This window comes from Arenimonas terrae, from assembly GCF_006265115.1.
GTDB classification, from domain to species: Bacteria; Pseudomonadota; Gammaproteobacteria; order Xanthomonadales; family Xanthomonadaceae; genus Arenimonas; species Arenimonas terrae.
Map to the genome: position 1 here is coordinate 67,571 of NZ_SMDR01000005.1, position 21,597 is coordinate 89,167.

Annotated in this window: 21 protein-coding genes and 1 tRNA gene; 11 read left to right on the plus strand and 11 right to left on the minus strand. The window is 71.9% G+C overall.

What is annotated here, in order from left to right; all coding sequences use genetic code 11:
* Window positions 1-53: 53 nt before the first annotated feature.
* The 4 genes from E1B00_RS14965 to E1B00_RS14980 all read right to left on the minus strand — a co-directional run bounded on the left by E1B00_RS14965 (window position 54) and on the right by E1B00_RS14980 (window position 3,416).
* On the minus strand, window positions 54-812 hold the full coding sequence (locus E1B00_RS14965) for an outer membrane protein (protein WP_176693288.1): 759 nt from the start codon (window positions 810-812) through the stop codon (window positions 54-56).
* Window positions 813-1,003: 191 nt separating this feature from the next.
* Entirely contained in the window at window positions 1,004-1,750 is a 747-nt protein-coding gene (locus tag E1B00_RS14970; RefSeq protein WP_139450284.1) for a LytR/AlgR family response regulator transcription factor, read from the minus strand.
* Window positions 1,747-2,859, minus strand: a complete 1,113-nt coding sequence (locus E1B00_RS14975; RefSeq protein ID WP_139450286.1) for a sensor histidine kinase — start codon at window positions 2,857-2,859, stop codon at window positions 1,747-1,749. Before E1B00_RS14975 ends, E1B00_RS14970 begins: the two co-directional genes overlap by 4 nt.
* Window positions 2,860-2,984: 125 nt before the next feature.
* The gene (locus E1B00_RS14980) at window positions 2,985-3,416 is read right to left on the minus strand and encodes a YybH family protein (protein WP_139450288.1); all 432 of its coding nucleotides are present in this window, start codon (window positions 3,414-3,416) and stop codon (window positions 2,985-2,987) included.
* Between the two features lie 215 nt (window positions 3,417-3,631).
* Here E1B00_RS14980 and E1B00_RS14985 point away from each other — a divergent pair, with 215 nt between their 5' ends.
* Together E1B00_RS14985 and E1B00_RS14990 are read left to right on the plus strand one after the other, a co-directional pair.
* Window positions 3,632-4,444 (plus strand): helix-turn-helix domain-containing protein, encoded by an 813-nt coding sequence (locus E1B00_RS14985; RefSeq protein ID WP_139450290.1) that lies wholly within the window; start codon window positions 3,632-3,634, stop codon window positions 4,442-4,444.
* Window positions 4,445-4,557: 113 nt separating this feature from the next.
* Entirely contained in the window at window positions 4,558-5,409 is an 852-nt protein-coding gene (locus E1B00_RS14990) for an amidohydrolase family protein (RefSeq protein WP_220396306.1), read from the plus strand.
* Between the two features lie 156 nt (window positions 5,410-5,565).
* Here the strand turns inward: E1B00_RS14990 and E1B00_RS14995 are convergent.
* A tRNA-Arg gene (locus E1B00_RS14995) sits at window positions 5,566-5,642 on the minus strand.
* A 151-nt stretch (window positions 5,643-5,793) separates the two neighbouring features.
* Between E1B00_RS14995 and E1B00_RS15000 the strand changes: the two genes are divergently transcribed.
* Window positions 5,794-8,571 (plus strand): sensor domain-containing protein, encoded by a 2,778-nt coding sequence (locus tag E1B00_RS15000; protein WP_139450292.1) that lies wholly within the window; start codon window positions 5,794-5,796, stop codon window positions 8,569-8,571.
* 6 nt (window positions 8,572-8,577) lie between these two features.
* On the opposite strand, the gene E1B00_RS15005 is transcribed toward E1B00_RS15000, so the two are convergent.
* Complete coding sequence (locus E1B00_RS15005) at window positions 8,578-8,793, minus strand: hypothetical protein (RefSeq protein WP_139450295.1); 216 nt, start codon at window positions 8,791-8,793, stop codon at window positions 8,578-8,580.
* A gap of 111 nt (window positions 8,794-8,904) precedes the next feature.
* On the opposite strand from E1B00_RS15005, the gene ubiA reads away from it, so the two are divergent.
* Together ubiA and E1B00_RS15015 are read left to right on the plus strand one after the other, a co-directional pair.
* On the plus strand, window positions 8,905-9,813 hold the full coding sequence (gene ubiA, locus E1B00_RS15010; RefSeq protein WP_139450297.1) for a 4-hydroxybenzoate octaprenyltransferase: 909 nt from the start codon (window positions 8,905-8,907) through the stop codon (window positions 9,811-9,813).
* Between the two features lie 100 nt (window positions 9,814-9,913).
* On the plus strand, window positions 9,914-10,447 hold the full coding sequence (locus E1B00_RS15015; protein WP_220396307.1) for a Rid family hydrolase: 534 nt from the start codon (window positions 9,914-9,916) through the stop codon (window positions 10,445-10,447).
* Here E1B00_RS15015 and E1B00_RS15020 read toward each other — a convergent pair.
* On the minus strand, window positions 10,444-11,157 hold the full coding sequence (locus E1B00_RS15020; RefSeq protein ID WP_139450299.1) for a ComF family protein: 714 nt from the start codon (window positions 11,155-11,157) through the stop codon (window positions 10,444-10,446). The genes E1B00_RS15015 and E1B00_RS15020 overlap by 4 nt on opposite strands.
* A gap of 178 nt (window positions 11,158-11,335) precedes the next feature.
* Between E1B00_RS15020 and bioB the strand changes: the two genes are divergently transcribed.
* From bioB to E1B00_RS15045, 5 genes are all read left to right on the plus strand, one after another.
* Window positions 11,336-12,352: a biotin synthase BioB gene (bioB, locus tag E1B00_RS15025; protein WP_139450301.1), complete on the plus strand. Its 1,017-nt coding sequence runs from the start codon at window positions 11,336-11,338 to the stop codon at window positions 12,350-12,352.
* 1 nt (window position 12,353) lies between these two features.
* Window positions 12,354-13,547: an 8-amino-7-oxononanoate synthase gene (gene bioF / locus E1B00_RS15030; protein ID WP_139450303.1), complete on the plus strand. Its 1,194-nt coding sequence runs from the start codon at window positions 12,354-12,356 to the stop codon at window positions 13,545-13,547.
* A 2-nt stretch (window positions 13,548-13,549) separates the two neighbouring features.
* Window positions 13,550-14,317: a pimeloyl-ACP methyl ester esterase BioH gene (gene bioH, locus E1B00_RS15035; protein WP_139450458.1), complete on the plus strand. Its 768-nt coding sequence runs from the start codon at window positions 13,550-13,552 to the stop codon at window positions 14,315-14,317.
* On the plus strand, window positions 14,314-15,186 hold the full coding sequence (gene bioC / locus E1B00_RS15040) for a malonyl-ACP O-methyltransferase BioC (RefSeq protein ID WP_139450305.1): 873 nt from the start codon (window positions 14,314-14,316) through the stop codon (window positions 15,184-15,186). Before bioH ends, bioC begins: the two co-directional genes overlap by 4 nt.
* Before the next feature lie 76 nt (window positions 15,187-15,262).
* On the plus strand, window positions 15,263-15,985 hold the full coding sequence (locus E1B00_RS15045) for an META and DUF4377 domain-containing protein (protein ID WP_139450307.1): 723 nt from the start codon (window positions 15,263-15,265) through the stop codon (window positions 15,983-15,985).
* A 3-nt stretch (window positions 15,986-15,988) separates the two neighbouring features.
* Here E1B00_RS15045 and E1B00_RS15050 read toward each other — a convergent pair whose 3' ends face one another.
* From E1B00_RS15050 to E1B00_RS15060, 3 genes are read right to left on the minus strand one after another with little or no spacing between them, the layout of a single operon-like run.
* Complete coding sequence (locus tag E1B00_RS15050) at window positions 15,989-16,441, minus strand: PH domain-containing protein (RefSeq protein WP_139450309.1); 453 nt, start codon at window positions 16,439-16,441, stop codon at window positions 15,989-15,991.
* A gap of 17 nt (window positions 16,442-16,458) precedes the next feature.
* A complete protein-coding gene (locus tag E1B00_RS15055) occupies window positions 16,459-16,893 on the minus strand; it encodes a ketosteroid isomerase-related protein (RefSeq protein WP_139450311.1) in 435 nt (144 codons plus the stop codon).
* A 14-nt stretch (window positions 16,894-16,907) separates the two neighbouring features.
* Window positions 16,908-17,858, minus strand: a complete 951-nt coding sequence (locus tag E1B00_RS15060; RefSeq protein ID WP_139450313.1) for a threonine ammonia-lyase — start codon at window positions 17,856-17,858, stop codon at window positions 16,908-16,910.
* A gap of 67 nt (window positions 17,859-17,925) precedes the next feature.
* On the opposite strand from E1B00_RS15060, the gene pepN reads away from it, so the two are divergent.
* The gene (pepN, locus tag E1B00_RS15065) at window positions 17,926-20,538 is read left to right on the plus strand and encodes an aminopeptidase N (protein WP_139450315.1); all 2,613 of its coding nucleotides are present in this window, start codon (window positions 17,926-17,928) and stop codon (window positions 20,536-20,538) included.
* Between the two features lie 48 nt (window positions 20,539-20,586).
* Here the strand turns inward: pepN and E1B00_RS15070 are convergent, their stop codons facing one another.
* Window positions 20,587-21,504: a DMT family transporter gene (locus E1B00_RS15070; RefSeq protein WP_176693289.1), complete on the minus strand. Its 918-nt coding sequence runs from the start codon at window positions 21,502-21,504 to the stop codon at window positions 20,587-20,589.
* Between the last annotated feature and the right edge of the window lie 93 nt (window positions 21,505-21,597).

Sequence of the window (21,597 nt, forward strand, 5' to 3'; positions counted from 1 at the left end):
CTCCACCGCTTGTCCCCTGGCCGCCGCGTTCACCCGCGGCGGCTTTTTTTTGCTCAGAAGCGGTAGCTGAGGCCGACGCGGAAGGTGTCGAAGTCCACGTCCTGGCGGAACGACTCGGTATAGGCCGGCGAGACGAAGGTGCTTCCGGGCAGGTAGGCGGTGTCGAAGCGCAGCTCGTCCAGGTCGGTGGCCAGGTATTCGGCGCGCAGCGACCAGCGGTTGCCGAAGTCGTATTCGTAGCCCGCGCCCCAGACGCTGCCGTCGAGCGTGTCGGAACGGCGCCCCGCCTTGAGGTAGCCGCCGTTGCTGGCGACCGTGGCCACCGCTTCGGCGTCCACCTGGGTCCAGCCGCCGGTGACGAAGAACAGGTGCCGGCCGCTGGCGTAGCCGAAGCGGGCGCGCAGCGAGGCCTGGTCCTCGAGCTCGATGCGGTTGCCGAAGTCGTAGGCCAGGGACGGGATCGCCGGCACCGGCACCGAGCCGGTGGCACGCGCGTCGTCGATGTTGAGCTGGTTGTAGTCGAGTTCGGCGCCCAGCACGAAGCCGTTGCCGAACTGGTGGTTGTAGCCGAACTGCAGGCCGTAGGCGCTGCCGCTCGGGTCGAGGTCGTTGGACCAGTTGCCGGTGACGTGGTCGCGCAGGGCCTGCGATTCGATGCTCCATTGGCCGCCGAGGCTGACGCGCGCGTCGGAGCTGCCGCTGCCGTGGCCGGCGTGGGCGCCGAGGTACCAGCCGGTCCAGTCGTCGCCGGCGGCCAGGGCGGGCGCGCTGAGCAGGCAGCAGGCGGCAAGGAGCGAAATGCGCTTGAACATGTGGGTAGCCTTTTTCGATGGGGGGGAATGCGCCGCCGGGCGCGGCCGGGCGCAATCACTTCCATCGGAATCCGGCGGCCGGAGTGGACATGCGGCGCCCCGCAACGGGGCAGGGCGGCGTCCATCCATGCGCCGATGCGGCCGCGCCGCCGCGCGCGCCGTGGCCTCGAATGCCGCGTGCCGGCGCCGCGTTACGAGGGCGACTTCTGACGCCCGACCAGGGCCAGCACCCGGTCGCGGAAGTTGCGACCGCTCTGCACGCGGCCGCCGCCATGCAGTTCGATGCGGAAGCGCCCCGAACCCACGGGACGGATCTCGCGGATGGCGCCGATGCGCACGATCAGCGAGCGGTGCAGGCGCATGAATCGTGCGGGGTCGAGCTCGGCCTCGAACGAGGCCAGGGTGCGCCGGACGACGTAGCAGCGTTCGGCGGCGCGGATTTCCAGATAGTTGCCCTGCGCCTCGACGGTGTCGATCTGGTCCACGGGCACCAGCTGGATGCGGCGCCCGACCGGCAGCGGCAGCGTGTCGGAGGGGCGCGGCATCGGTGCGCCCGCCGCATCCGCGCCGGCGAGGGACTGGCGCAGGCGGTCGATCGTCTCGCGAAGGCGGTCGGCCGACACCGGCTTGAGCAGATAGTCGACCGCGTGCACGTCGAAGGCGCGCGCCGCGTGCTCCTGGTAGCCGGTGACGAAGACCACGCGCGGACGCGGCGCCGGCCAGCGCTCCAGCGCCGAAAAACCGTCGCCGCCGGGCATCCGGATGTCGAGGAAGAGAACGTCCAGCGGCCCCAGCGGCGCGGCGGCCAGCAGTTCGTCGACGTTGGCGCAGTCCAGCGCGACCACCACCGAATCGCCGGCGACCTGGGCGAGCAGGCGCTGCAGGCGCGCGCGCGCCAGCGGCTCGTCGTCGACGATGGCGACCTGCAGCGGCTTCATGCCGCCGTCTCCGGTGTGCGCGGCGCGGGCCTGGCGTGGCCCTCGGGCAGCGGCAGCGCGAGCTCGACACGGTACAGGCCGTCCTGCTGAACCTGCCGCAATCGCGCCTGGTCGCCGTGCAGCATCTGCAGCCGTTCGCGCGTGGCGCCCAGGCCGGTGCCGGAACCGGGCGCAGCCGGGCCATCGGGTCCGGCGGTGTTCTCGATCTCGATCTGCAGTTCATCGGCGTGCAGCCGCGCCCGCAGGTCCAGCCGGCCCGGTTCGCGGCGGCGCGCGATGGCGTGCACGATCGCGTTCTCCACCAGCGGCTGCAGGATCAGGGTCGGCACCGGCACGGGCAGGCAGGACGGGTCGATCGCCCAGCCGACCTGCAGGCGTTCGCCGAGGCGGATCTTCTCGATCTGCAGGTAGTGTTCGACCAGAGCGACCTCGTCGCGCAGCGGGCGCTGCTGCGGCATGTCGGGGCGCAGGCTCACGCGCAGCAGTTCGGCCAGCGAGACCAGCATGCGGTCGGCCACGTCCGGGTCGCGGTGCACCATTTCGGCCACCGAGTTGAGCGCGTTGAACAGGAAGTGCGGATCCAGGCGCGCGCGCAGGGCTTCGAGCCGCGCCAGCGCGAGTTTGGTCTCGAGCTCGGCGATTCGGCTGGCATCGGCACGCACCCGCCGCGACTGCACGATCGCCTGCGCCACGCCCACCAGCAGCCAGGTGGTGACCGAGTTGTAGGCGGCGCTGGTCATCAGCAGCAGGCGCACCGACGGCGGCGACGGATACCAGCCCAGCACCGGGTCGGTGGCCCAGACGAACAGCGCACGGCCCAGCACCACCGCGGTCACCACCGCGCAGTGCACCAGGACCCAGCGCAGCAGCGAAGCCTGTCGGCGGTGCAGGCGTTCGGCCAGCCAGACCAGGAACAGCGTGATGCCGATCCAGACCAGTGCGCTGGCGGTTTCCTGCGCCAGGCGCAGCATCACGCCGCGGTCCTGGTCGGGCGGGCCCCAGTACTGGGTGGCGCGGAACACCGCGTTGGCCAGCCACGCCATCGCCACCCAGGCCCAGAGCGGCAGGGAGAGGCCGGGCGATGGAGCGGGAGCCGGGGCGGCGTTCATGGGCAGGGACGGCGGAAGGACGCCGCCAGTGTCGCATGGGCTCCGGGGCTGGTCGCTCGCGGGGGCCAACGGCACCCATGCGTATGCGAACGGCATCGCACCGGACGCGCGGCGCTGTCCGCCGCTCAGTCGGCCGCCTCCTCCGGCAGGCGCGTGTTCTGGTCGAACACCAGTCGCCATTGCCCCGCTTCGCAGCCGAAGCCCATCGAAAGCCAGGACGAGCGCGGTGCCGAGGACGGCGTCGCCCGGAAGCTGGACTTCAGTGCCACCAGGGTCATCGACGGGGTCGAGATTCGCGACACTTCCTCGAAGCGCATGCGCCACGACCGGTCGCGGAAGAACGCGCGGTGGAAACGCAGGTAGGCTTCGCGGGTGTCGGTCCGCACGCCGTCGGGAAGGATGAGCACCAGCGCCGCGCCGCGCGTGACGGTGGCTTCGATGCCCGGCAGGTCCCGCGCCTGGATCGCGGCCAGGTGCCGCGAGATGGTTTCGTCGGGCGAGCCGCAGGGGCCTGGCGCGGCGTGCGCCAGGCCGAGCGGCAGAAATCCGGTCAGCATCAGTCCGAGCAACCCTGCACCCGGTGTCGTTCGTCCATCCATCGGCGGTCTCCGTTGTTCGTGGCCATGGCAGCAGCCGGGGGCCCGCGCGAACAACTACCTCGTGGGTAATTGGCGGCGCAGTGCGCCGCATCGAGTCTTGACGCCCGCCTGCCCGCGCCCGATGGGTAGAATCGTGCCCAGTGCCGGCGTCCGAAGGCCGCGGGTGATCCGACATGAACGACAAGACCAGCCCCGCCGGGCTTCCCTCACACCTGCGGACGATGCGGACAACGCTCGGGGTATCGCAGATGGAGCTGGCGTTCCGTCTCGGCATTTCGCAGCGCCACCTGAGCTTCGTCGAGCGCGGCCGCGCCAAGCCCAGCCGCGATCTGGTGCTGCGCTGGGCGCGCGAGACGGGCGCATCCACGGAAGACCGCAACGCGGCGCTGCTCAGCGCCGGCTTCGCGCCCGCCTTCCGCGAGTTCGGTGCCGGGCACGTGCGCGAAACGCCGGGCTTCAAGGCGCTGTCGGAGATGCTGGTCGCGCACGAACCGCATCCGGGCATCGTGTTCAACGCCGACTGGATGATCGTCGCGATGACCGAGGGTGGGCAGTGGCTTTGCCGGGTCGGCATGGCCGACTTCCTGGCGTCGATGTCCGGCCCGCTGTCGCAGATGGACATGATCGCCGCGCTGACGCATCCGGGCGGCATGCTCAGCTGCGTGCGCAACGCGCCGGAAGTGGGGTTTGCGCTGCTGCGCCAGCTCCGCTCCGAGCAGCTGGCGCGGCCGTCGCTGGGGCCGCGGGTCGATGCCCTGGAGGAATCGCTGCTGCGGCGCTACGGCGACGACTGCGCCGAACGGCCCCGTTCCGCGGGCGATCCGTATCTTCGCGTGGTCATGGACACCGCCTGGGGGCCGCTGTCTTTCCTGCTGGTGCAGACCGTGTTCGGTCTTCCACACAGCATCTCCCCGGCATCGCTGCGCACCGAGCTCTGGTTCCCGACCGATCCGCATACCCGGCGGGTGATGGCGGCCAGCGGCTGATCCGGACTGCCGCCGTCATGCCGGCGGTTACCTGGAACGGAATTGAGGCGGCGGCGACGCGCGGCTAGTCTGCCCGCATCGCGCCGCCGCACGGCGCCCGGACGGGAGCAGCCATGAATCTTCGCGCCCATGCCCTGTGGATGGGGGCCTGCATGCTGGCGCCAGGGATCGCCTGCGCCGGTGAACCGGTGTTCGACGTCCATGTGCACCTGCGCGACGGCGAGGCCTCGCTTCAGCGCTACCGCGACGAGGCGGCCGCCGCCGGGAGGCCGCTCGATGGCCTGGCCGCGATGTGGTTCGGCGGACCGAACCAGGCGCGTGCGGGCGACCCGGCGGCGATACGCGCCGGCAATGACGGCGTCCTCGACCTCGCGTCGGAGCATCGCGACGTGCTGCCCGTGGTGACCGTGCATCCCTACGACGGACCGGCGGCGCTGGACGAACTGGCGCGGGTGGCGGCGCGCGGCGCGCGGCTGCTGAAGCTGCATCCGCACACCCAGGGTTTCGATCTGGACGATCCGCGCGTGCTGCCGGTGGTGCGGCGCGCGGGCGAGCTGGGGCTGCGCGTGCTGCTGGACAACGCGGGTATCGTGCCGGGCGACAACGAGCGGTTGTTCAACCTGGCGGCACAGGTGCCGGGCACGACCTTCATCTTCGCGCACATCGGCGGCCTGAACTTCCGCTACTGGAACCTGCTGGCGCTGGCCCGCACCGCCGACGGCTTCGCGCTGGACAACGTCTGGTTCGACCTTTCCGCCACGGTGCTGCTGGCGGCCGATTCGCCGGTCGAGGCGGAGTTCGTATGGACGCTGCGCAACGTCGGCATCGACCGCGTGCTGGTCGGGTCGGACTATCCGCAGATCGGCCTGGACCGGACCCTGGACGCGCTGGAGCGGCTGGACCTGGACGACGAAGAAAAGGCGAAGCTGCGCTCGGGGAACGCGCGGCGCCTGTTCGGGCGCTAGGCCGACCGGGAATCCCGAACCCGGACTCCCGTTGGGAAGGATGGCGCGCCTGGAGGGTCGAGCGTTCGACGCTGTGGACCGCAGGTCCAGTCGAACGTGAGGGGGAGGCCGTCAGGCCGACCGGGAATCCCGAACCCGGACTCCCGTTGGGAAGGATGGCGCGCCTGGAGGGATTCGAACCCCCGACCAATGGCTTCGGAAGCCACTACTCTATCCGGCTGAGCTACAGGCGCGCGGCCCGGCATTATGTCATTGAAGTCCGTCACGGTCTAAGCCCGCGCACCGTGCGGGACTGTGGGCAGGCTCACAGGCCGGGCCTTCCAGGGTTTTCGGTACAGGTTCCGGGGCGTAAGGTCGGGTCGTCTCCCGTGGTGAAGGAGAGGGATGGACGCCGCCTTCCTGACCAGCCTGCTGCAACACCCGTCCCGGCACGCCCTGCTGGCGCTGGATGCCGCCGGCCGGCTGCTGGCCGCCAACGACCGGGCCCGCGAACTGGTCACCCCGAGCCTGGAGGCGGAGCTGCGCCAGGTGCTGGCCGGCGCCATGGCCCAGCTGGCCGCCAATCCCGACCGGCAGGTCCAGCACCGCCACCGCAGCGAGGGCGTCGAGATCGACTGCGTGCTGTTGGCCGCCCGCGACGCCGAGGGCGACCTGCAGGGCTACACCGTCAGCCTGCTGGCGGTGGACGAGGCCCCGGACCTGGCCGAATCGCCCGACCGCGCCCGCTGGCGTTTCGCGCTGGAGAACGCACAGGACGGCCTGTGGGACTGGAGCGCCGATACCGGCAAGGTCTACCGGTCCAGCCGCTGCATGAGCATGCTTGGTTACCCGCGCGACCACCTGAGCGATGAACTCGACAGCTGGCGCAGCATGGTGCACCCCGACGACCAGGCCCGCGTCGCCGAGGCGCTCGAGAACCACATCGCCGGCCGCCACCCCAAGTACCAGTCCGAATACCGGGTGCGCGACGCGCGCGGCCGCTGGCGCTGGATCCTCGACCGCGGCCGGGTGATCGCCTGGACCCTGGAGGGCCGGCCGCGCCGCGTCATCGGCACCCATACCGACATCACCGGCTACAAGCAGATCGAGGCGCAGCTGCGCGAGCGCGAAGTGCTGCTCAACCAGGCCCAGCACGTCGCCCGCATCGGCAGCTGGAGCTGGGACCCGGAGACCGACAGCCTGTGGTGGTCGGACGAACTGTTCCTGATCGCCGGGCTGCCGGCGGGCGCGCCCCCGCCGCCGTTCCGGCGCCAGCGCGCGCTGTTCGAACCGGCCTCGTACGAGCGCCTGCAGGACGCGTCGCGGCGCATGCTCGAGGACGGCTCGCCCTACGACATGGAGCTGGTGATGCTGCGCCCGGACGGCGAACGCCGGACCGTGGCGGCGCGCGGCGAGGGCATCTTCGGCGCCGACGGCCGCGTCACCCGGCTGGTCGGCGTGATCCACGACGTCACCGAGCGCAACCGCGCCGAGGAAACCTCGCGCTGGCGCAACGACCTGCTCAACCGCATCGCCGCGGTCGGCCGCATCGGCGGCTTCGAGCTGCTGGTCGAAACCGGCGAGCTGCAGTGGACCGACGAGAACTACCGCATCCACGGCATCGAGCCGGGCACGCCGCTGACGGTGGCCAGCTCGATGCAGCACTACGAAGAGGAGTCGCGGCCGCGGCTGCTCGAGGCGATGCGCCGCATGATCGAGGACGGCGTCGCCGAGCAGACGCTGGAGGTGGGCTACATCACGCCGGACGAGCGCCGGCTGTGGCTGCGCATCATGGCCCGGCTGGAGCTGCGCGACGGCCGGCCCTACCGCATCACCGGCCTCACCCAGGACATCACCGAGGAACACGAGGCCGACGAACGCATCGAGCAGCTGGCGCACTACGACACCCTCACCGGCCTGCCCAACCGTTTCCTGTTCCGCCTGCGCGCCGAGGATGCCATCGGCCAGGTGCGCAACGGCGAGCCGCCGCTGGCCCTGCTGTTCCTGGACCTGGACCGCTTCAAGCTGGTCAACGACACGCTCGGCCACGCCGCCGGCGACCAGCTGCTGCAGGAAGTGGCGGGGCGCATCAAGAGCTGCGTGCGCGGCAGCGACCTGGTCGGCCGGCTCGGCGGCGACGAGTTCCTGGTGCTGTTGCGGGAAGTGGGCCGGCCGGAGGACGCGTCGGTGGTGGCGCGCAAGATCATCGCCGCGCTCGGCCTGCCGGTGGACCTGGCCGGCACCGAGGTGCAGGTCGGCTGCAGCATCGGCATCGCACTGCTGGGCGACGGCAACCCGGACCTGGACGCGCTGCTGCGTGCCGCCGACACCGCGATGTACGCGGCCAAGGAAGGCGGCCGCAACAGCTTCCAGTTCTACAACGACAGCTTCTTCGAGAAGGTGCAGCGGCGCGTGACGCTGGAGCAGGAGCTGCGCCAGGCGCTGCCACGCGGCGAGCTGAGCCTGGTCTACCAGCCGACCGTCTGCCTGCGCCACGGCAACGTCACCGGCATCGAGGCCCTGCTGCGCTGGCAGGGGCCGGACGGCAGCCTGCGCTCGCCGGTGGAGTTCATCCCGATCGCCGAGGACAGCGGCGAGATCCTGGCGATCGGCCGCTGGGTGCTGGCCGAAGCCTGCCGGCAGGCCGGCGCCTGGCACGAGGCCGGCCTGCAGTTCGGGCGGATCGCGGTGAACGTGTCGGCGGTGCAGCTGCGCGACCCGCAGTTCGCCGACGACGTGCTGGCGATCTGCCAGCGTTACCGCTGGCCTACCGACCGGCTGGAGCTGGAGCTGACGGAGTCCGCGCTGATGCGCGACACCGAGGTGCTGCGGCGCGCGTTCGACCTGTTCGCCGCCAACGGCATCACGCTGGCGGTGGACGACTTCGGCACCGGCTTCTCCAACCTCGCTTACCTGCACCGCTTCCCGGTGCGGCACCTGAAGATCGACCGCAGCTTCGTGCAGCAGCTCTCGGGCGACGGCGAGCGCATGCGCGGCCTGACCCAGGCGGTGGTGACCCTGGGGCACGCGCTGGGCATGGCCGTGGTCGCCGAGGGCGTGGAGACGGAAATCACGTTGGACCTGCTGCGCCAGCAGGGCTGCGACGAGGCGCAGGGATACCTGTTCACCCGGCCGCTCGCGCCGGAGCAGCTGGAAACCTGGCTGCGGGTGCAGCCAGGTTGAGTCCGGTCAGCTGCGGCGCGTGTACAGCGCCGCGTGGATGCACGAGAGGATGTTGGCGATCCAGCCGCCGAGCGTGAAGGTGACGACCCAAAGCACGCCGGCGAGGATCAGCCAGAAGATCGCCCAGAGGATGCGCCCCTGGACCAGCTGGCCGAGGCCGGGAATGAAGAAGCTGCACAGCGCGGCGATGACGTTGCCGGTGGAACCCTGGCCTGCACTCATGGTCCTGCTTCCTCCTGCGGGGTTGGACGTCCCTTGAATGGGGACGGCCCATCCTAGGGGCAAGGGTGCGGGAAGTCATGGTCGCCGTCGGGGCTCTGCTAGGCTTTGCGGATGCCGTACGAACGTTATTCGCCCCCCGTCCCCGACCCGCGGCCGCCGGCCTGGCGCCAGCGATTGCCGCACTACTGGCAGCTGATCCGCGGCGACCGCCCGGTGGGCACCCTGCTGCTGCTGTGGCCGACCTGGTGGGCGCTGTGGCTGGCGTCCGGCGGTTTCCCGCCGCTGGGCACGCTGCTGATCTTCAGCCTCGGCGTCTGGCTGACGCGCTCGGCTGGCTGCGTGATCAACGACTACGCCGACCGCTGGCTCGACCCGCAGGTCGAGCGCACGAAGTCGCGGCCGCTGGCGACCGGCGCGGTGTCTCCGCGCGAGGCGCTGCTGCTGTTCGCCGGGCTGATGGCGGTGGCGTTCGGACTGGTGCTGCTGACCAACCGGCTGACGGTCTATCTCAGCATCGCGGCGGTGTTCCTCGCCGCGACCTATCCCTTCCTCAAGCGCTACACCTACCTGCCGCAGGTCTACCTGGGCATCGCCTTCGGATGGAGCATCCCGATGGCGTTCGCGGCGGTGCAGGGCACGGTGCCGCCGATCGCGTGGCTGCTGTTCCTGGGCAACCTGCTGTGGACCACCGCCTACGACACCTGGTACGCGATGGTGGACCGCGAGGACGACCTGCGCGCCGGGTCGAAATCCACCGCCATCCTGTTCGGCGACGCCGACCTGGTCGCCCAGGGCGTGCTCTTCGCCGGGTTCTTCTGGGCGATGTGGCTGGTCGGGGCACGCGCGGAGCTGGGCGTTTATTACCAGGCGGGCCTGCTGCTGGCCGGGCTGCTGGTGCTGGCGCAGTTCTGGGTCGCGCGCCACCGCGGCCGCGACGAGTGTTTCATCGCCTTCCGCGCCAACCAGTGGGTCGGCCTGGCGGTGTTCGCCGGACTCGCGGCCCACTACGCGCTGGCCTGACGGACGTCCGCAGGCCGCATCGGCGGACGTGACCTGTGGGCGATGCCGCGGCTGCCGCGGCCCCGGACACTGGCCGTCCCTCCGCTTCCGGGAAGCCCCGATGTCCCTGCGCCGACTCCGCCCCGCCGTCCTGGCCGTCTTCGTGCTGGCCGTGCCCGCCTTCGCCGCCGAAACGACCGAAGCGCCGACCCGCGAACATTTCGCCCCCCGCGGCATGGAGCGTTCGTACCACGACTACCACTACACGCCGGTGGTGAAAGTAGGCGACATGGTGATCGTGTCGGGCATTCCGTCCGGCCCCGGCGAAACCTACGAAGCGCAGATCCGCGGCCTGTTCGAGCGCCTGAAGGCGCACCTGGAGACGGCCGGCGCGACGATGGCCGACGTGGTCGAGCTGACCAGCTTCCACGCCACCGCCACCGACAGCGAAAGCTTCGGTGCCGAGTTCGCGCGCTTCGCGCCGATCCACGCCGAATATTTCCCCGACCACTACCCGGCCTGGACCGCCGTCGGCACCACCGCCCTGCTGCAGCCGGGGGCCGCGGTGGAGCTGCGCGCGGTGGCGGTGATCGGCTCGGGCAAGCGGCCGCGCGCCGACATCCCGAAGCCGGCGCCGCGACCGGCCGGAAACTAGCCCGCACCCGGCGCCGGCGCGCGTGCGACCGCCCAGGCGTCCACCCGGACCACGCCGGCGCGCTTGAGCAGGCGGCAGCATTCGGACAGGGTCGCGCCGGTCGTCATCACGTCGTCGAAGACCGCGACATGGGCGGGCAGGGTGCCCGGACGCAGGGCGAAGGCGTCGCGCACGTTGCGCCGGCGCGCGGGCGCGCCGAGTTCGGACTGCGCGGCGGTGGCGCGCTGCCGGCGCAGGTGATCGGCGCATAGGGGCAGGTCCAGCGCCCGCGCCAGCGGCCGCGCCAGCTCCAGCGCCTGGTCGTAACCGCGCTGCCGCAGCCGCGCCGGATGCAGGGGCACGGGCAGCAGGAGCTGAGGGCGCGATGCCTCGGCCAGGGCTTCGGCGGCCAGTTCGGCCAGCAGGCGGCCGGCCGCGAGGTCGCCGTGGAACTTCAGGCGCGGCAGCAGGCGGTCGAGCGGAAAGCCGTAGCGGAAAGCGGCGCAACTGCCGTCGAACGGAGGCGGCGCGCGCCGGCAGCGGCCGCACAGCGGCGCCGGCACGGGCAATGGGAGGGCGCAGCGGGCGCAGGCGCTGCGGTTCCAGGGCAGGGCGGCGCGGCAGTCGTCGCAGAGGTCCTGGCCGCCGACGCCGCGTTCGCCGCAGACCAGGCAGCGGGCGGGCAGAAGGGCCAGGCCCAGGTCCTGCGCCCAGGCGCGCCATCGGCTCATGGCGGACTGTGCAGCGGATCACGGAAAGGCGGCGGCGCGACGGCATAGGCTGCGGATCCTGGTTGGCCCGCCCACAGGGACATGCTGTCAACTTCCGGCCCTCGGGTTCGGTTGACAGGGTGGGGCATGCTCACCAGACTGCCGCTCTCCGCCGCCCCCGCGCCGTCAGGGTTTTGCCATGCCTGCTGTGATCCGCCACGACTGGAAGCGCGAGGAAGTCCTCGCCCTGTTCGACCTGCCCTTCCCGGAGCTGCTGTTCCGGGCCGCCGGCGTGCACCGCGAACGTTTCGACCCGGCCGAAGTCCAGGTCTCGACCCTGCTGTCGGTCAAGACCGGCGGCTGCCCCGAGGACTGCGCCTACTGCCCGCAGGCCGCGCGCTACAACACCGGCGTGGATGCCACCAAGCTGATGAGCACCGAGGCGGTGCTCGAGAAGGCCCGCGCCGCCAAGGCCGCCGGTGCCTCGCGCTTCTGCATGGGCGCCGCCTGGCGCAGCCCGAAGGACCGCGACATCCCGAAGGTGGCCGAAATGATCCGCGAGGTGAAGGCCCTGGGCCTGGAAACCTGCGCGACGCTCGGCATGCTCAAGGAGCAGCAGGCCAGGGACCTGCGCGCCGCCGGCCTGGACTACTACAACCACAATCTCGACACCGCGCCGGACTTCTACGGCGAGATCATCCACACCCGCGAATACCAGGACCGCCTGGACACGCTCGAACACGTGCGCGACGCCGGCATGAAGACCTGCTGCGGCGGCATCGTCGGCATGGGCGAGTCGCGCGCGCAGCGCGCCGGCCTGCTGCAGGCGCTGGCGAACCTGCCGGCGCACCCGGATTCGGTGCCGATCAACCGCCTGGTGCAGGTCGAAGGCACGCCGCTGGCCGGCACCGCCCTGCTCGATCCCTTCGAGTTCGTGCGCACGATCGCCGTCGCCCGCCTGATGATGCCGGCCTCGATGGTGCGCCTGAGCGCCGGCCGCGCCGAGATGAGCGAAGAGCTGCAGGCGATGTGTTTCGTCGCCGGCGCCAACTCGATCTTCTACGGCGAGAAGCTGCTGACCACCGGCAACCCGGACGTCGAGGCCGACCAGGCCCTGTTCGCGCGCCTGGGCCTGCGCCCGATGACCATCGTCCAGGAATCGAACACCGTGCACGCCGACATCGTCGAAACCGCCTCGCCGGCCTGCGCCGCCTGACATGGCCCGCATCCGCCTCGCCGACCGGCTGGCCGCCGCGCGCGCCGAACGCGTGGCCAAGGCCGCGCTGCGCACGCGCCGCGAGATCCAGGCGCGCGAAGGTGCCAAGGTGCTGGTGGACGGCCGCCAGCTGGTCAGCTTCTGCGGCAACGACTACCTGGGGCTGAGCCAGCACCTGGACGTGGTCAGCGCGCTGCAGGAAGCCGCGGCCTGGCACGGCGTCGGCAGCACCGGCTCGGCCGGCGTCAGCGGCCACCATTCCGAACACGCGGCCTTCGAGCGCGAGATGGCGCAGTGGCTGGGCTACGAGCGTGGCCTGCTGTTCGGCAGCGGCTACCAGGCCAACCTGGCCGTGCTGCAGTCGCTGCTGGAGGAAGGCGACGTCTGCGTGCAGGACAAGCTCAACCACGCCTGCCTGATCGACGGCGCGCGGCTTTCGGGCTGCGAGCTCAAGCGCTATCCGCACGCCGACGTGGAAGCGGCGATGCGCCAGCTGATGTCGCGCCGCGACGGTGCCGCCCTCCTGGCCACCGACGGCGTCTTCAGCATGGACGGCGACCAGGCCCCGCTTGCCGACCTGGCCCTGGTCGCGCGCGCGCAGGACGCCACCCTGTACGTGGACGACGCGCACGGCATCGGCGTGCTCGGTCCGGAAGGCCGCGGCAGCCTCGCGGTCGCCGGCCTGACCTCGCGGGAAGTGCCGCTGCTGCTGGTGCCGCTGGGCAAGGCCTTCGGCGGCCAGGGCGCGGTGCTGCTGGGCAGCGCCGCGCTGGTCTCGCACGTGGCCGAAACCGCGCGGCCCTACCTGTTCTCGACCGCGCCGGCGCCGGCGATGGCGGCGGCGATGCGCGCCAGCCTGCGCCTGATCCGCACCCAGCCCTGGCGCCGCGCCAAGCTGGCGTCGCTGGTGGCGCGCTTCCGCCGCGGCGCCTCGGCGCGCGGCCTGCCGCTGCAGGAATCCTTCACCCCGATCCAGCCGATCGTGCTGGGCGACAACACCCGCGCGCTGGCGGCTTCCAAGTCGCTCGAGACCCAGGGTTACCTGGTGTCGGCGATCCGGCCGCCCACCGTTCCCGAGGGCCAGGCGCGCCTGCGCGTGACGCTGAGCTGCGACCACAGCGAAGCCGATGTCGACGGCCTGTTGAACGCGCTGGCCGAAGCGGTGAAGTCGCGGCCCGATCCGGTCACCGCATGACCCTGTTCCATGAGATCCGCGGCCAGGGCCCGGCCCTGGTGCTGCTGCATGGCTGGGCCATGCACGCCGGCATCTTCGCGCCGCTGGTGCAGCGACTGCAGGACCACTTCACCCTGCACCTGGTCGACCTTCCGGGCCACGGCCGCAGCCGCGATGCCGGCCTGCCGCTCACGCTGGACCATGCCGCGACGGCCGTCGCCGAGGTGGTGCCTGAGCGGGCGCTGTGGCTGGGTTGGTCGCTGGGCGGCCTGGTGGCGCTGCGGGCCGCGGCCGCCCTTCCCTCGCGCCTGCGCGGCCTGGTGATGGTCGCGGCCAGCCCGCGCTTCGTGCGCACGGGCGACTGGCCGCAGGGCATGGAGAACGCGGTGTTCCGCACCTTCGCCAGCGAACTGCAGCGCGATTACCGCGGCACGCTCGACCGCTTCCTGATGCTCGAGGCGCAGGGTTCGGAAAAGATGCGTGACGAGCTGCGCCTGCTGCGCGCCGAGGCCTTCGCCCACGGCGAGCCGCACACCGACGTGCTCTGCGACGGCCTGGAGCTGCTGGAGGAAACGGACCTGCGCGCGGCGCTGCCCACCCTGGCCATGCCCAGCCTCTGGATCGCCGGCCGGCGCGACCGGCTGGTGTCGCCGGCGGCGATGCAGTCGGCCGCCGCTGCGGCGCCCGGCGCGTCTTTCCACCAGGTCTCCAGCGGCGGCCACGCGCCCTTCCTCACCCAGGCGGACGAGGTCGCGCAGGCCGTGCGCGGATTCGCGGCGGGCTTGCCATGAGCGTGTTCGACCGTCGCCAGCTGCGCCGCTCCTTCGGCCGCGCCGCGTCGCGCTACACCGAAGTGGCCGCGCTGCAGCGCGAGGTCGAGGCGCGCCTGCTCGAGCAGCTCGGTTATCTCGACGACCGCCAGCCGTCGCGCGTGCTCGACCTGGGCAGCGGCCCGGGGCGCGCCGCCGGCGCGATGAAGAAGCGCTGGCCCAAGGCCGAGGTCATCGCCGTGGACGCCGCGCTGCCGATGCTGCGCGAGGTGCCGAAGCACACGCGCTTCTGGCGCCCGGTGCGGCGCGTGAACGCCGACGTGTCGAAGCTGCCCTTCGCCGAGCAGTGCGTGGACGTGATCTTCTCCAGCCTCTGCCTGCAGTGGCTGGACGACCTGCCGGCGGTGCTGTCGGAGTTCCGCCGCGTGCTGCGGCCGGACGGCCTGCTGCTGTTCTCGACCTTCGGCCCGGAGACGCTGTCGGAGTTGCGCGACGCCTACCTGCAGGCCGGCGAGACGCCGCCGCTGTCACCGTTCGCGGCGATCCAGCAGGTCGGCGACGCGATGCTCGCCGCCGGCTTCAAGGATCCGGTGCTCGACCGCGACCGCTATACGCTGACCTATCCCGACCTGCGCGGCCTGATGCGCGAACTGCGCGCGATCGGCGCCGGCGACGCCCGCCACGACCGGCCGCGCGGGCTCGGCGGGCGCGGCCGCCTGCAGCGGGTGACCGCACACTACGAGGCGCTGCGCCGCGACGGCGTGCTGCCCAGCACCTGGGAAGTGATCACCGCCCAGACCTGGGGCCCGGCGCCCGGCGCGCCGCGCCGCGACGGCGGCGCCGACCTCGCCAGTTTCCCCGCCGACCGCATTCCCACGCGCCGCCGCTGACGCCGGGGTCGGGCCTGGCGCCAAGCGCACCGCCCGGCGCTAGACTCCGGCCATCCCCCCGCGCCCGGAGTCACCCATGATCGTTCGTCGAATCCGCCCGGCCCTTTGCCTGGGCATCGCGCTGGCCCTCGCCGGCTGTGCCACCACGTCTTCCGAGCCTTCGCCCGCGGCCGGTGGGCAGGGAGCGATCGAAGGCGTCGACTGGCGCCTGGTGTCGGTGCCGGGCGGCAAGCCCGGCGCGTCGCTGTCGGGCGCCGGCGCGGCGACGCTGCGCTTCGACGGCGATCGTTTCTCGATGCGCGGGCCCTGCAACCGCCACACCGGCGCCTGGACGCGCAGCGGCGACACGCTGGCCTTCGGCAAGGACGGCGGCGCCGTCGCCAGCACGAAGATGATGTGCCCGCCGGAAATCATGCAGCGCGAAGCCGCCCTGCTGGCGGCGATGGCCCAGCCGCTCGCGCTGCGCGTCGAAGATCCCTTCCTCAGCCTCACCGCCGCCGACGGTTCGGCCTGGCGTTTCGACCGTCGCGACCTGGCGCCGGCCGAAGGCCGCGAGCGCATCGTCATGGTCGCCGGGCAGCGCGCGCCCTGCACCGGCGTGGCGCCGACGTTGTGCCTTCAGGTGCGCACCCAGCCGGGCGCGGCCTGGCAGCTGCACTACGGCGAAATCGAGGGGTTCGACTGGCAGGTCGGCGTCGAATACGTCATCCGCGTGCGCGAAGTCGCCGTGGCCAATCCGCCGGCCGACGGCAGCCGCGTGCGCTGGGTGCTCGAGGAAGTGCTCGAGCGCAGCCCCTGAGGATCAGTCCAGCGCGTCGTGGCCGCCCACGTCCGGATGGCCACCGCCGCCGGACTCCAGCGTGCGCACGCGTTTTGCGTCGCGGCGCGCTTCCGACAGCCTGCGCACGGTCTCGCGCAGCGCCTCGGCGTCCTTGAGCCAGGGCAGGTGCACTTCCGGGGTCGAGGCGTCGGAGGTGAACAGGATCACTTCGCCGAGGCCGAACAAACGCTCGAAGAAGGTCTGCTCCAGGCGCGTGTCGCGCACGCGGTAGAGTTCGAGGTCTTCGGTGATGCGGGTGAACACGCCGCGACGGATGCTCAGCCGCTGGTCGGTGAGGGTGAACACGGTGTTCTTCACCACCAGCCAGCGCCAGATCGCCCAGGGGATCGGGATCAGCAGCAGGCAGCTGATGAACCAGCCCAGGTTCTGCATCTGCGAGGGCGTGCCGGTCCATTCGACGCGTTCGTTGCTCATGGGGTGCTCCGTGGTGTTCAGGCGCTGGCCGAAACCTGGGCGATCCAGTCTTCGAGGTTGTAGTAGTTGGTGACGCGGGCGATGCGGCCGTCGCGGATGTCGAAGAAGGCGCCGCCGGGCAGCACGTACTTCTGGCCGCGGGCGGGCGGCAGGCCGGTGTCGTCGGCGAGGTATTCGCCGTGCACGACGTATTCGGCGGCCACGCGCGCGCCGCCGACGTTGGCCAGCACCACGATGTCCCTGAGCTGTTCGCGGTAGCAGCGGTTCATGCGCTGCAGGAAGGCGGCGAAGGCGTCGCGGCCGGTTTCGCGCGCGCCCTGGTTGATGTCGTGGGCGACGTCGTCGGTGACCCGGGCCAGCATGCCGTCCCAGTCGCCGCGGTTGAAGGCGGCGTAGTAGTCCAGCACCAGCTCGATGGCGCGGTCGGCCGCGCGGTTGCCGTCGATGATCACTCGGTCTTCCTCGGTTACCAGGGCAGGGCGGCCAGGTCCACGTTGCCGCCGGACAGGATAAGCCCGATCCGCTGGCCGGCGAAGTGATCCGGATAGCGCAGCACGGCCGCCAGCACCGTGGCGCAGGACGGCTCGACGATGACCTTCAGGCGTTCCCAGACCAGGCGCATCGCCGCCACCGTCTCGGCATCGCTCACCCGCAGGATCCGGACGCCGTGCGCGCGCATCAGCGCCAGATTGACTTCGCCGACGGTGCCGCGCAGGCCGTCGCAGATCGTATCGGGCACGAACTCGGTCACGCGCCGGCCCAGGCGCAGGGATTCGAAGGTTTCCGCCGCGCCCTCGGGCTCGGCGCCGAACACGGGCAGCCGCGGGTCCCGGCCGTGCGCAGCCAGAGCGGCGCCGCAGACCAGGCCGCCGCCCCCGACAGGCGTGATCACCGCGTCCAGCGGGCCGGCCTCGGCCAGCAGCTCGAGCGTCGCCGTGCCCTGGCCGGCGATCACGGCCGGATCGGCATAGGGATGCACCAGGGTTGCGCCGGTCAGGGCCTGCACCTCCGCAGCCTTGGCCTCACGGGCAGCGATCGTCGTGGCGCAGCGGTGCAGGGTGGCGCCGTAGGCCTGGATCGCCGCGAGCTTGCTGGCCACCGCGCCTTCGGGCACGACCACATGCGCCGGGATGCCTCGGTCGCCCGCCGCCAGCGCCAGCGCCGCGCCGTGGTTGCCCGAGGAGTGGGTGACCACGCCACGCGCCGCCGTTTCCGGATCCAGCGACCACACCGCGTTGCAGGCGCCGCGGAACTTGAAGGCGCCCATGCGCTGGAAGTTCTCGGCCTTGAAGTGAAGGCGCGCGCCGGCGAGCCCGTCGAGCGTGCGCGAGCGCAGCACCGGCGTGCGGGCGGCGTAGGGAGCGATGCGGGCGGCGGCGGCCAGCACGTCGGCGGCGGAGGGCAGGGGCTGGGTCATGGGCGGTCCGGGAGGGCTGCGTGATAGCCTAACAAAGCCACGAACACCCCCCGGAAACCCGCAAAGAATGAGCGTCCCCCGCGACGACGGCTTCGTCTACCTCGCCGACTACACCGCGCCCGCCTGGCGCATCCCGCAGGTCGAACTGCAATTCGAACTCGCCGCCGAGGCCACCGAAGTGGTGTCGCGGCTGCAGCTGGTGCCCGATCCGGCGCAGGGCGGTGAGGCCCTGGTGCTCGACGGCGTGGACCTGGAACTGCTGGCGATCGCCGTCGATGGCGTGGCGCTGGCGGCCGACCGTTACCGCTACGACGGCCGCCAGCTGCAGGTGCCGGGCCTGGACCGCGCCTGCGTGCTGGAAACGCGGGTGCGCATCCGTCCCGCCGCCAACACCCGGCTCGAAGGCCTGTACCGCAGCGGCCGCCTGCTGCTGACCCAGTGCGAGGCCGAGGGCTTCCGCCGCATCAGCTTCATGGCCGACCGTCCCGACGTGATGCCGCGCTGGCGCATCGTGCTGCGGGCTGCGCGCACCGACTATCCGGTGCTGCTGGCCAACGGCAATCCGCTGGGCACCGCCGACCTGGGCGGCGGCCAGCACGAGGCGACCTGGGAGAACCCGCATCCGACCCCGGCCTACCTGTTCGCGATCGCCGCCGGCCCGCTCGAGCGCGTCACGCAGACGCTCGACACCGCCGAAGGCCGCCGCGTCGAACTCAACATCTGGGCCGAAGCCGCCGACGTCGCGCGCTGCGCCTACGCGCTGGGCGCGGTCGAACGCGCGCTGCGCTGGGACGAGCGGCGTTTCGGCCGCGGTTATGACCTGGACGTATTCAACGTCGTCGCCGCCCAGGACTTCACCATGGGCGCGATGGAAAACAAGGGCCTGAACATCTTCAACGCCCGCTACATCCTCGCCGACGAGGCCACGGCAACCGACGCCGACTTCCTGGCGATCGAGTCGGTGGTCGCGCACGAATACCTGCACAACTGGTCCGGCAACCGCGTCACGCTGCGCGACTGGTTCCAGCTTTCGCTCAAGGAAGGGCTGACGGTGTTCCGCGACACCGAGTTCAGCTCCGACCTGCATTCGCGCGCGCTCAAGCGCATCGAGGTGGTGCGCCTGCTGCGCGGCCGGCAGTTCGCGGAGGACGCCGGCGCGCTCGCGCACGCGGTGCGGCCGGACCGCTACCGCGAGATCAGCAACTTCTACACGCTGACGATCTACGAGAAGGGCGCCGAGATCGTCCGCGTGCTGCACACCCTGGTGGGCGACACGGCATTCCGCGCCGGCATGGACCGCTATTTCGCCGACAACGACGGCCGCGCCGCCACGCTCGAGGAGTTCCTGGCCGCGCACCAGGCCGCCAGCGGCCGCGACCTGTCGCAGTTCGCGCGCTGGTACTCGCAGGCGGGCACGCCGGAGCTGCGCATCCGCGAACACTACGACGCCGCCAGCGGCGACTACACCCTCACCGTCGACCAGCACACGCCGCCGACGCCGGGGCAGGCGCAGAAACAGCCGCTGCTCATCCCGCTGCGTTTCGCGCTCTACGGTGCCGACGGCGCGCCGGTCACGACGCCGCCCGACACCGGCGCCGCGCAGGCCCCGGGCCTGGTCGAACTGACGCGGGCCCGCCACGTGCTGCGCTGGACCGGTCTCACCGACCGGCCGCTGCCGGCTTTCAACCAGGCTTTCGCCGCGCCGGTGAAACTCGACCTCGACTATGCCGCCGACGACCTCGCGCGGCTGGCGCGGCTCGAGCGCGATCCCTTCAATCGCTGGGACCTGCTGCAGCGCCTGGCCACCGGCGCCCTGCTGGGCACGCTCGACGCGGAGTCGGCGACGTCGGCGCTCAGCGATGCGCTGGCCGACCTGCTCGACGACGACGCGGCCGATCCGGCCTTCGTCGCCGAATGCCTGGCGCTGCCGGACTTCGACACCCTGGCCGAGGCCGTGGACGTGGTCGAGGTCGAATCGCTGGTCGCGCGCCGCGAGTCCCTGGTCGAACGCCTGGCCGAAGACCACGTCGAGCGCCTGGAGCGCCGCTACCACGCGCTTGCCGCCACGGCGCGCCAGGGCCTCTCGGGCGCGGCGATGTCGGCGCGCGCGCTGCGCAACGCCTGCCTGGCCTGGCTGACCCGGCTCGACCCGCAGGCGGCCCTGGCGCAGGCGCAGTTCGCGGCGGGCGGCATGATGACCGAACGCCTCGCGGCGCTGCGCTGCCTGCTGCATTTCGACGCGCCGGACGCCGCCGCGGCGCTGCAGTCCTTCCGCGACGCCTTCGCGCACGACCCGCTGGTGACCGACAAGTGGATCGGCCTGGTCGCCACGCGCCCGCATCCCGACAGCCGCGACGCGGTGCTCGCGCTGCTGGCGTCGCCCTGGTGGAAGGCGACGAACCCGAACCGGGTGCGGGCGCTGCTGGGCAGTTTCGCCCGCGGCAATGCCCTGGGCTTCCATCGTCGCGACGGCGGGGGTTACCGCCTGCTGGCCGAACAGATCCTCGGGCTGGACGCGCTCAATCCGCAGGTCGCGGCGCGACTGCTCGGCAGTTTCGAGAGCTGGCGCCGCCTGGCGCAGCCGCAGCGTGGCGCCGCCCGCGCCGCGCTGGAGTCGCTGCAGGGTGGCCTGGTGTCGCCCGACAGCCGCGACCTGCTGCAGCGCCTGCTCGAAGACTAAAGCCCTGCCTGGCGTCCGCACCAGGCTGGGCAGGAACAGCGCATGGGCTCAGCGTTTGCTGCCCATCAGGCTGGTCAGCGCCGAGCCCAGCACCACCAGCGCCGCGCCGGCGTAACCCAGCCAGCCGATGCGCTCGGGTGCGATGCTCGCCGGCCACAGCGTGTGCACTCCGGCCACGGCGGCGACGCACAGCAGCGGCGTGGTCGCCAGGATCGCCGACACCCGCGAAGCCTCCCAGTGCGCCAGCGCCTCGGCGAAGGCGCCGTAGGCCACCAGCGTATTGACCGCGCAGAACATCAGCAGGCCCCAGTGCAGGCCGTCGAGCTGCAGCAGCGCCGCCGGCCGCGCCAGCGGCAGCAGCACCACGCTCGCGCAAAGGTAGATCGCCAGCAGGATGGCCGGTGACGACAGCCGCAGCAGCAGCTGCTTCTGCAGCAGCGCATAAGCCGCCCAGACCACCGCCGCGAACACCACCAGGCCCGAACCGAAGGCATAACCCCGGCCGCCGACGCCGAGCTGTTCGCGGAAGAACAGCGCCAGGCCGCCGAACAGGATCGCCAGCCCGGCCCACTGCCAGCCGTTGAAGCGTTCGCGGAACACGAAGATGCCGCCCAGGGCCATCAGCAGCGGCGCCAGCTGGATCAGCAGCTGCGCGTTGGCCGGCGACGTCCACTGCACGCCCAGCAGATAGAAGACGTAGTTGCCGATCAGGCACAGGGCCGCGGCCAGCAGCAGGCCCCAGCGCCGACCGTCGAGCGAGGCGAACCCGCCCAGGCCGTCGCGCGCTGCCAGCCAGGCCAGCATCACGCCGGCCGCGAGCAGGAAACGGAACCAGGTCAGGGTGTAGGGATCGAGCTGCTGCAGGGTGAGCTTTAGCGCCACCGGCAGGGTCGCCCAGCAGGCGGCGGTGACGAGGGCCAGCGTCAGGCCGAGTTTCCAGCGGCCGGAGGCCTGGTGCAGCGGCATCGGAACCCCCCGTGAAGGTCGCGCACAGTAGCATGGGCGGGGGCGGGAGGATTAAGCACGGATTCACCGCCTCACGCCGAGACTGCCGTCGCC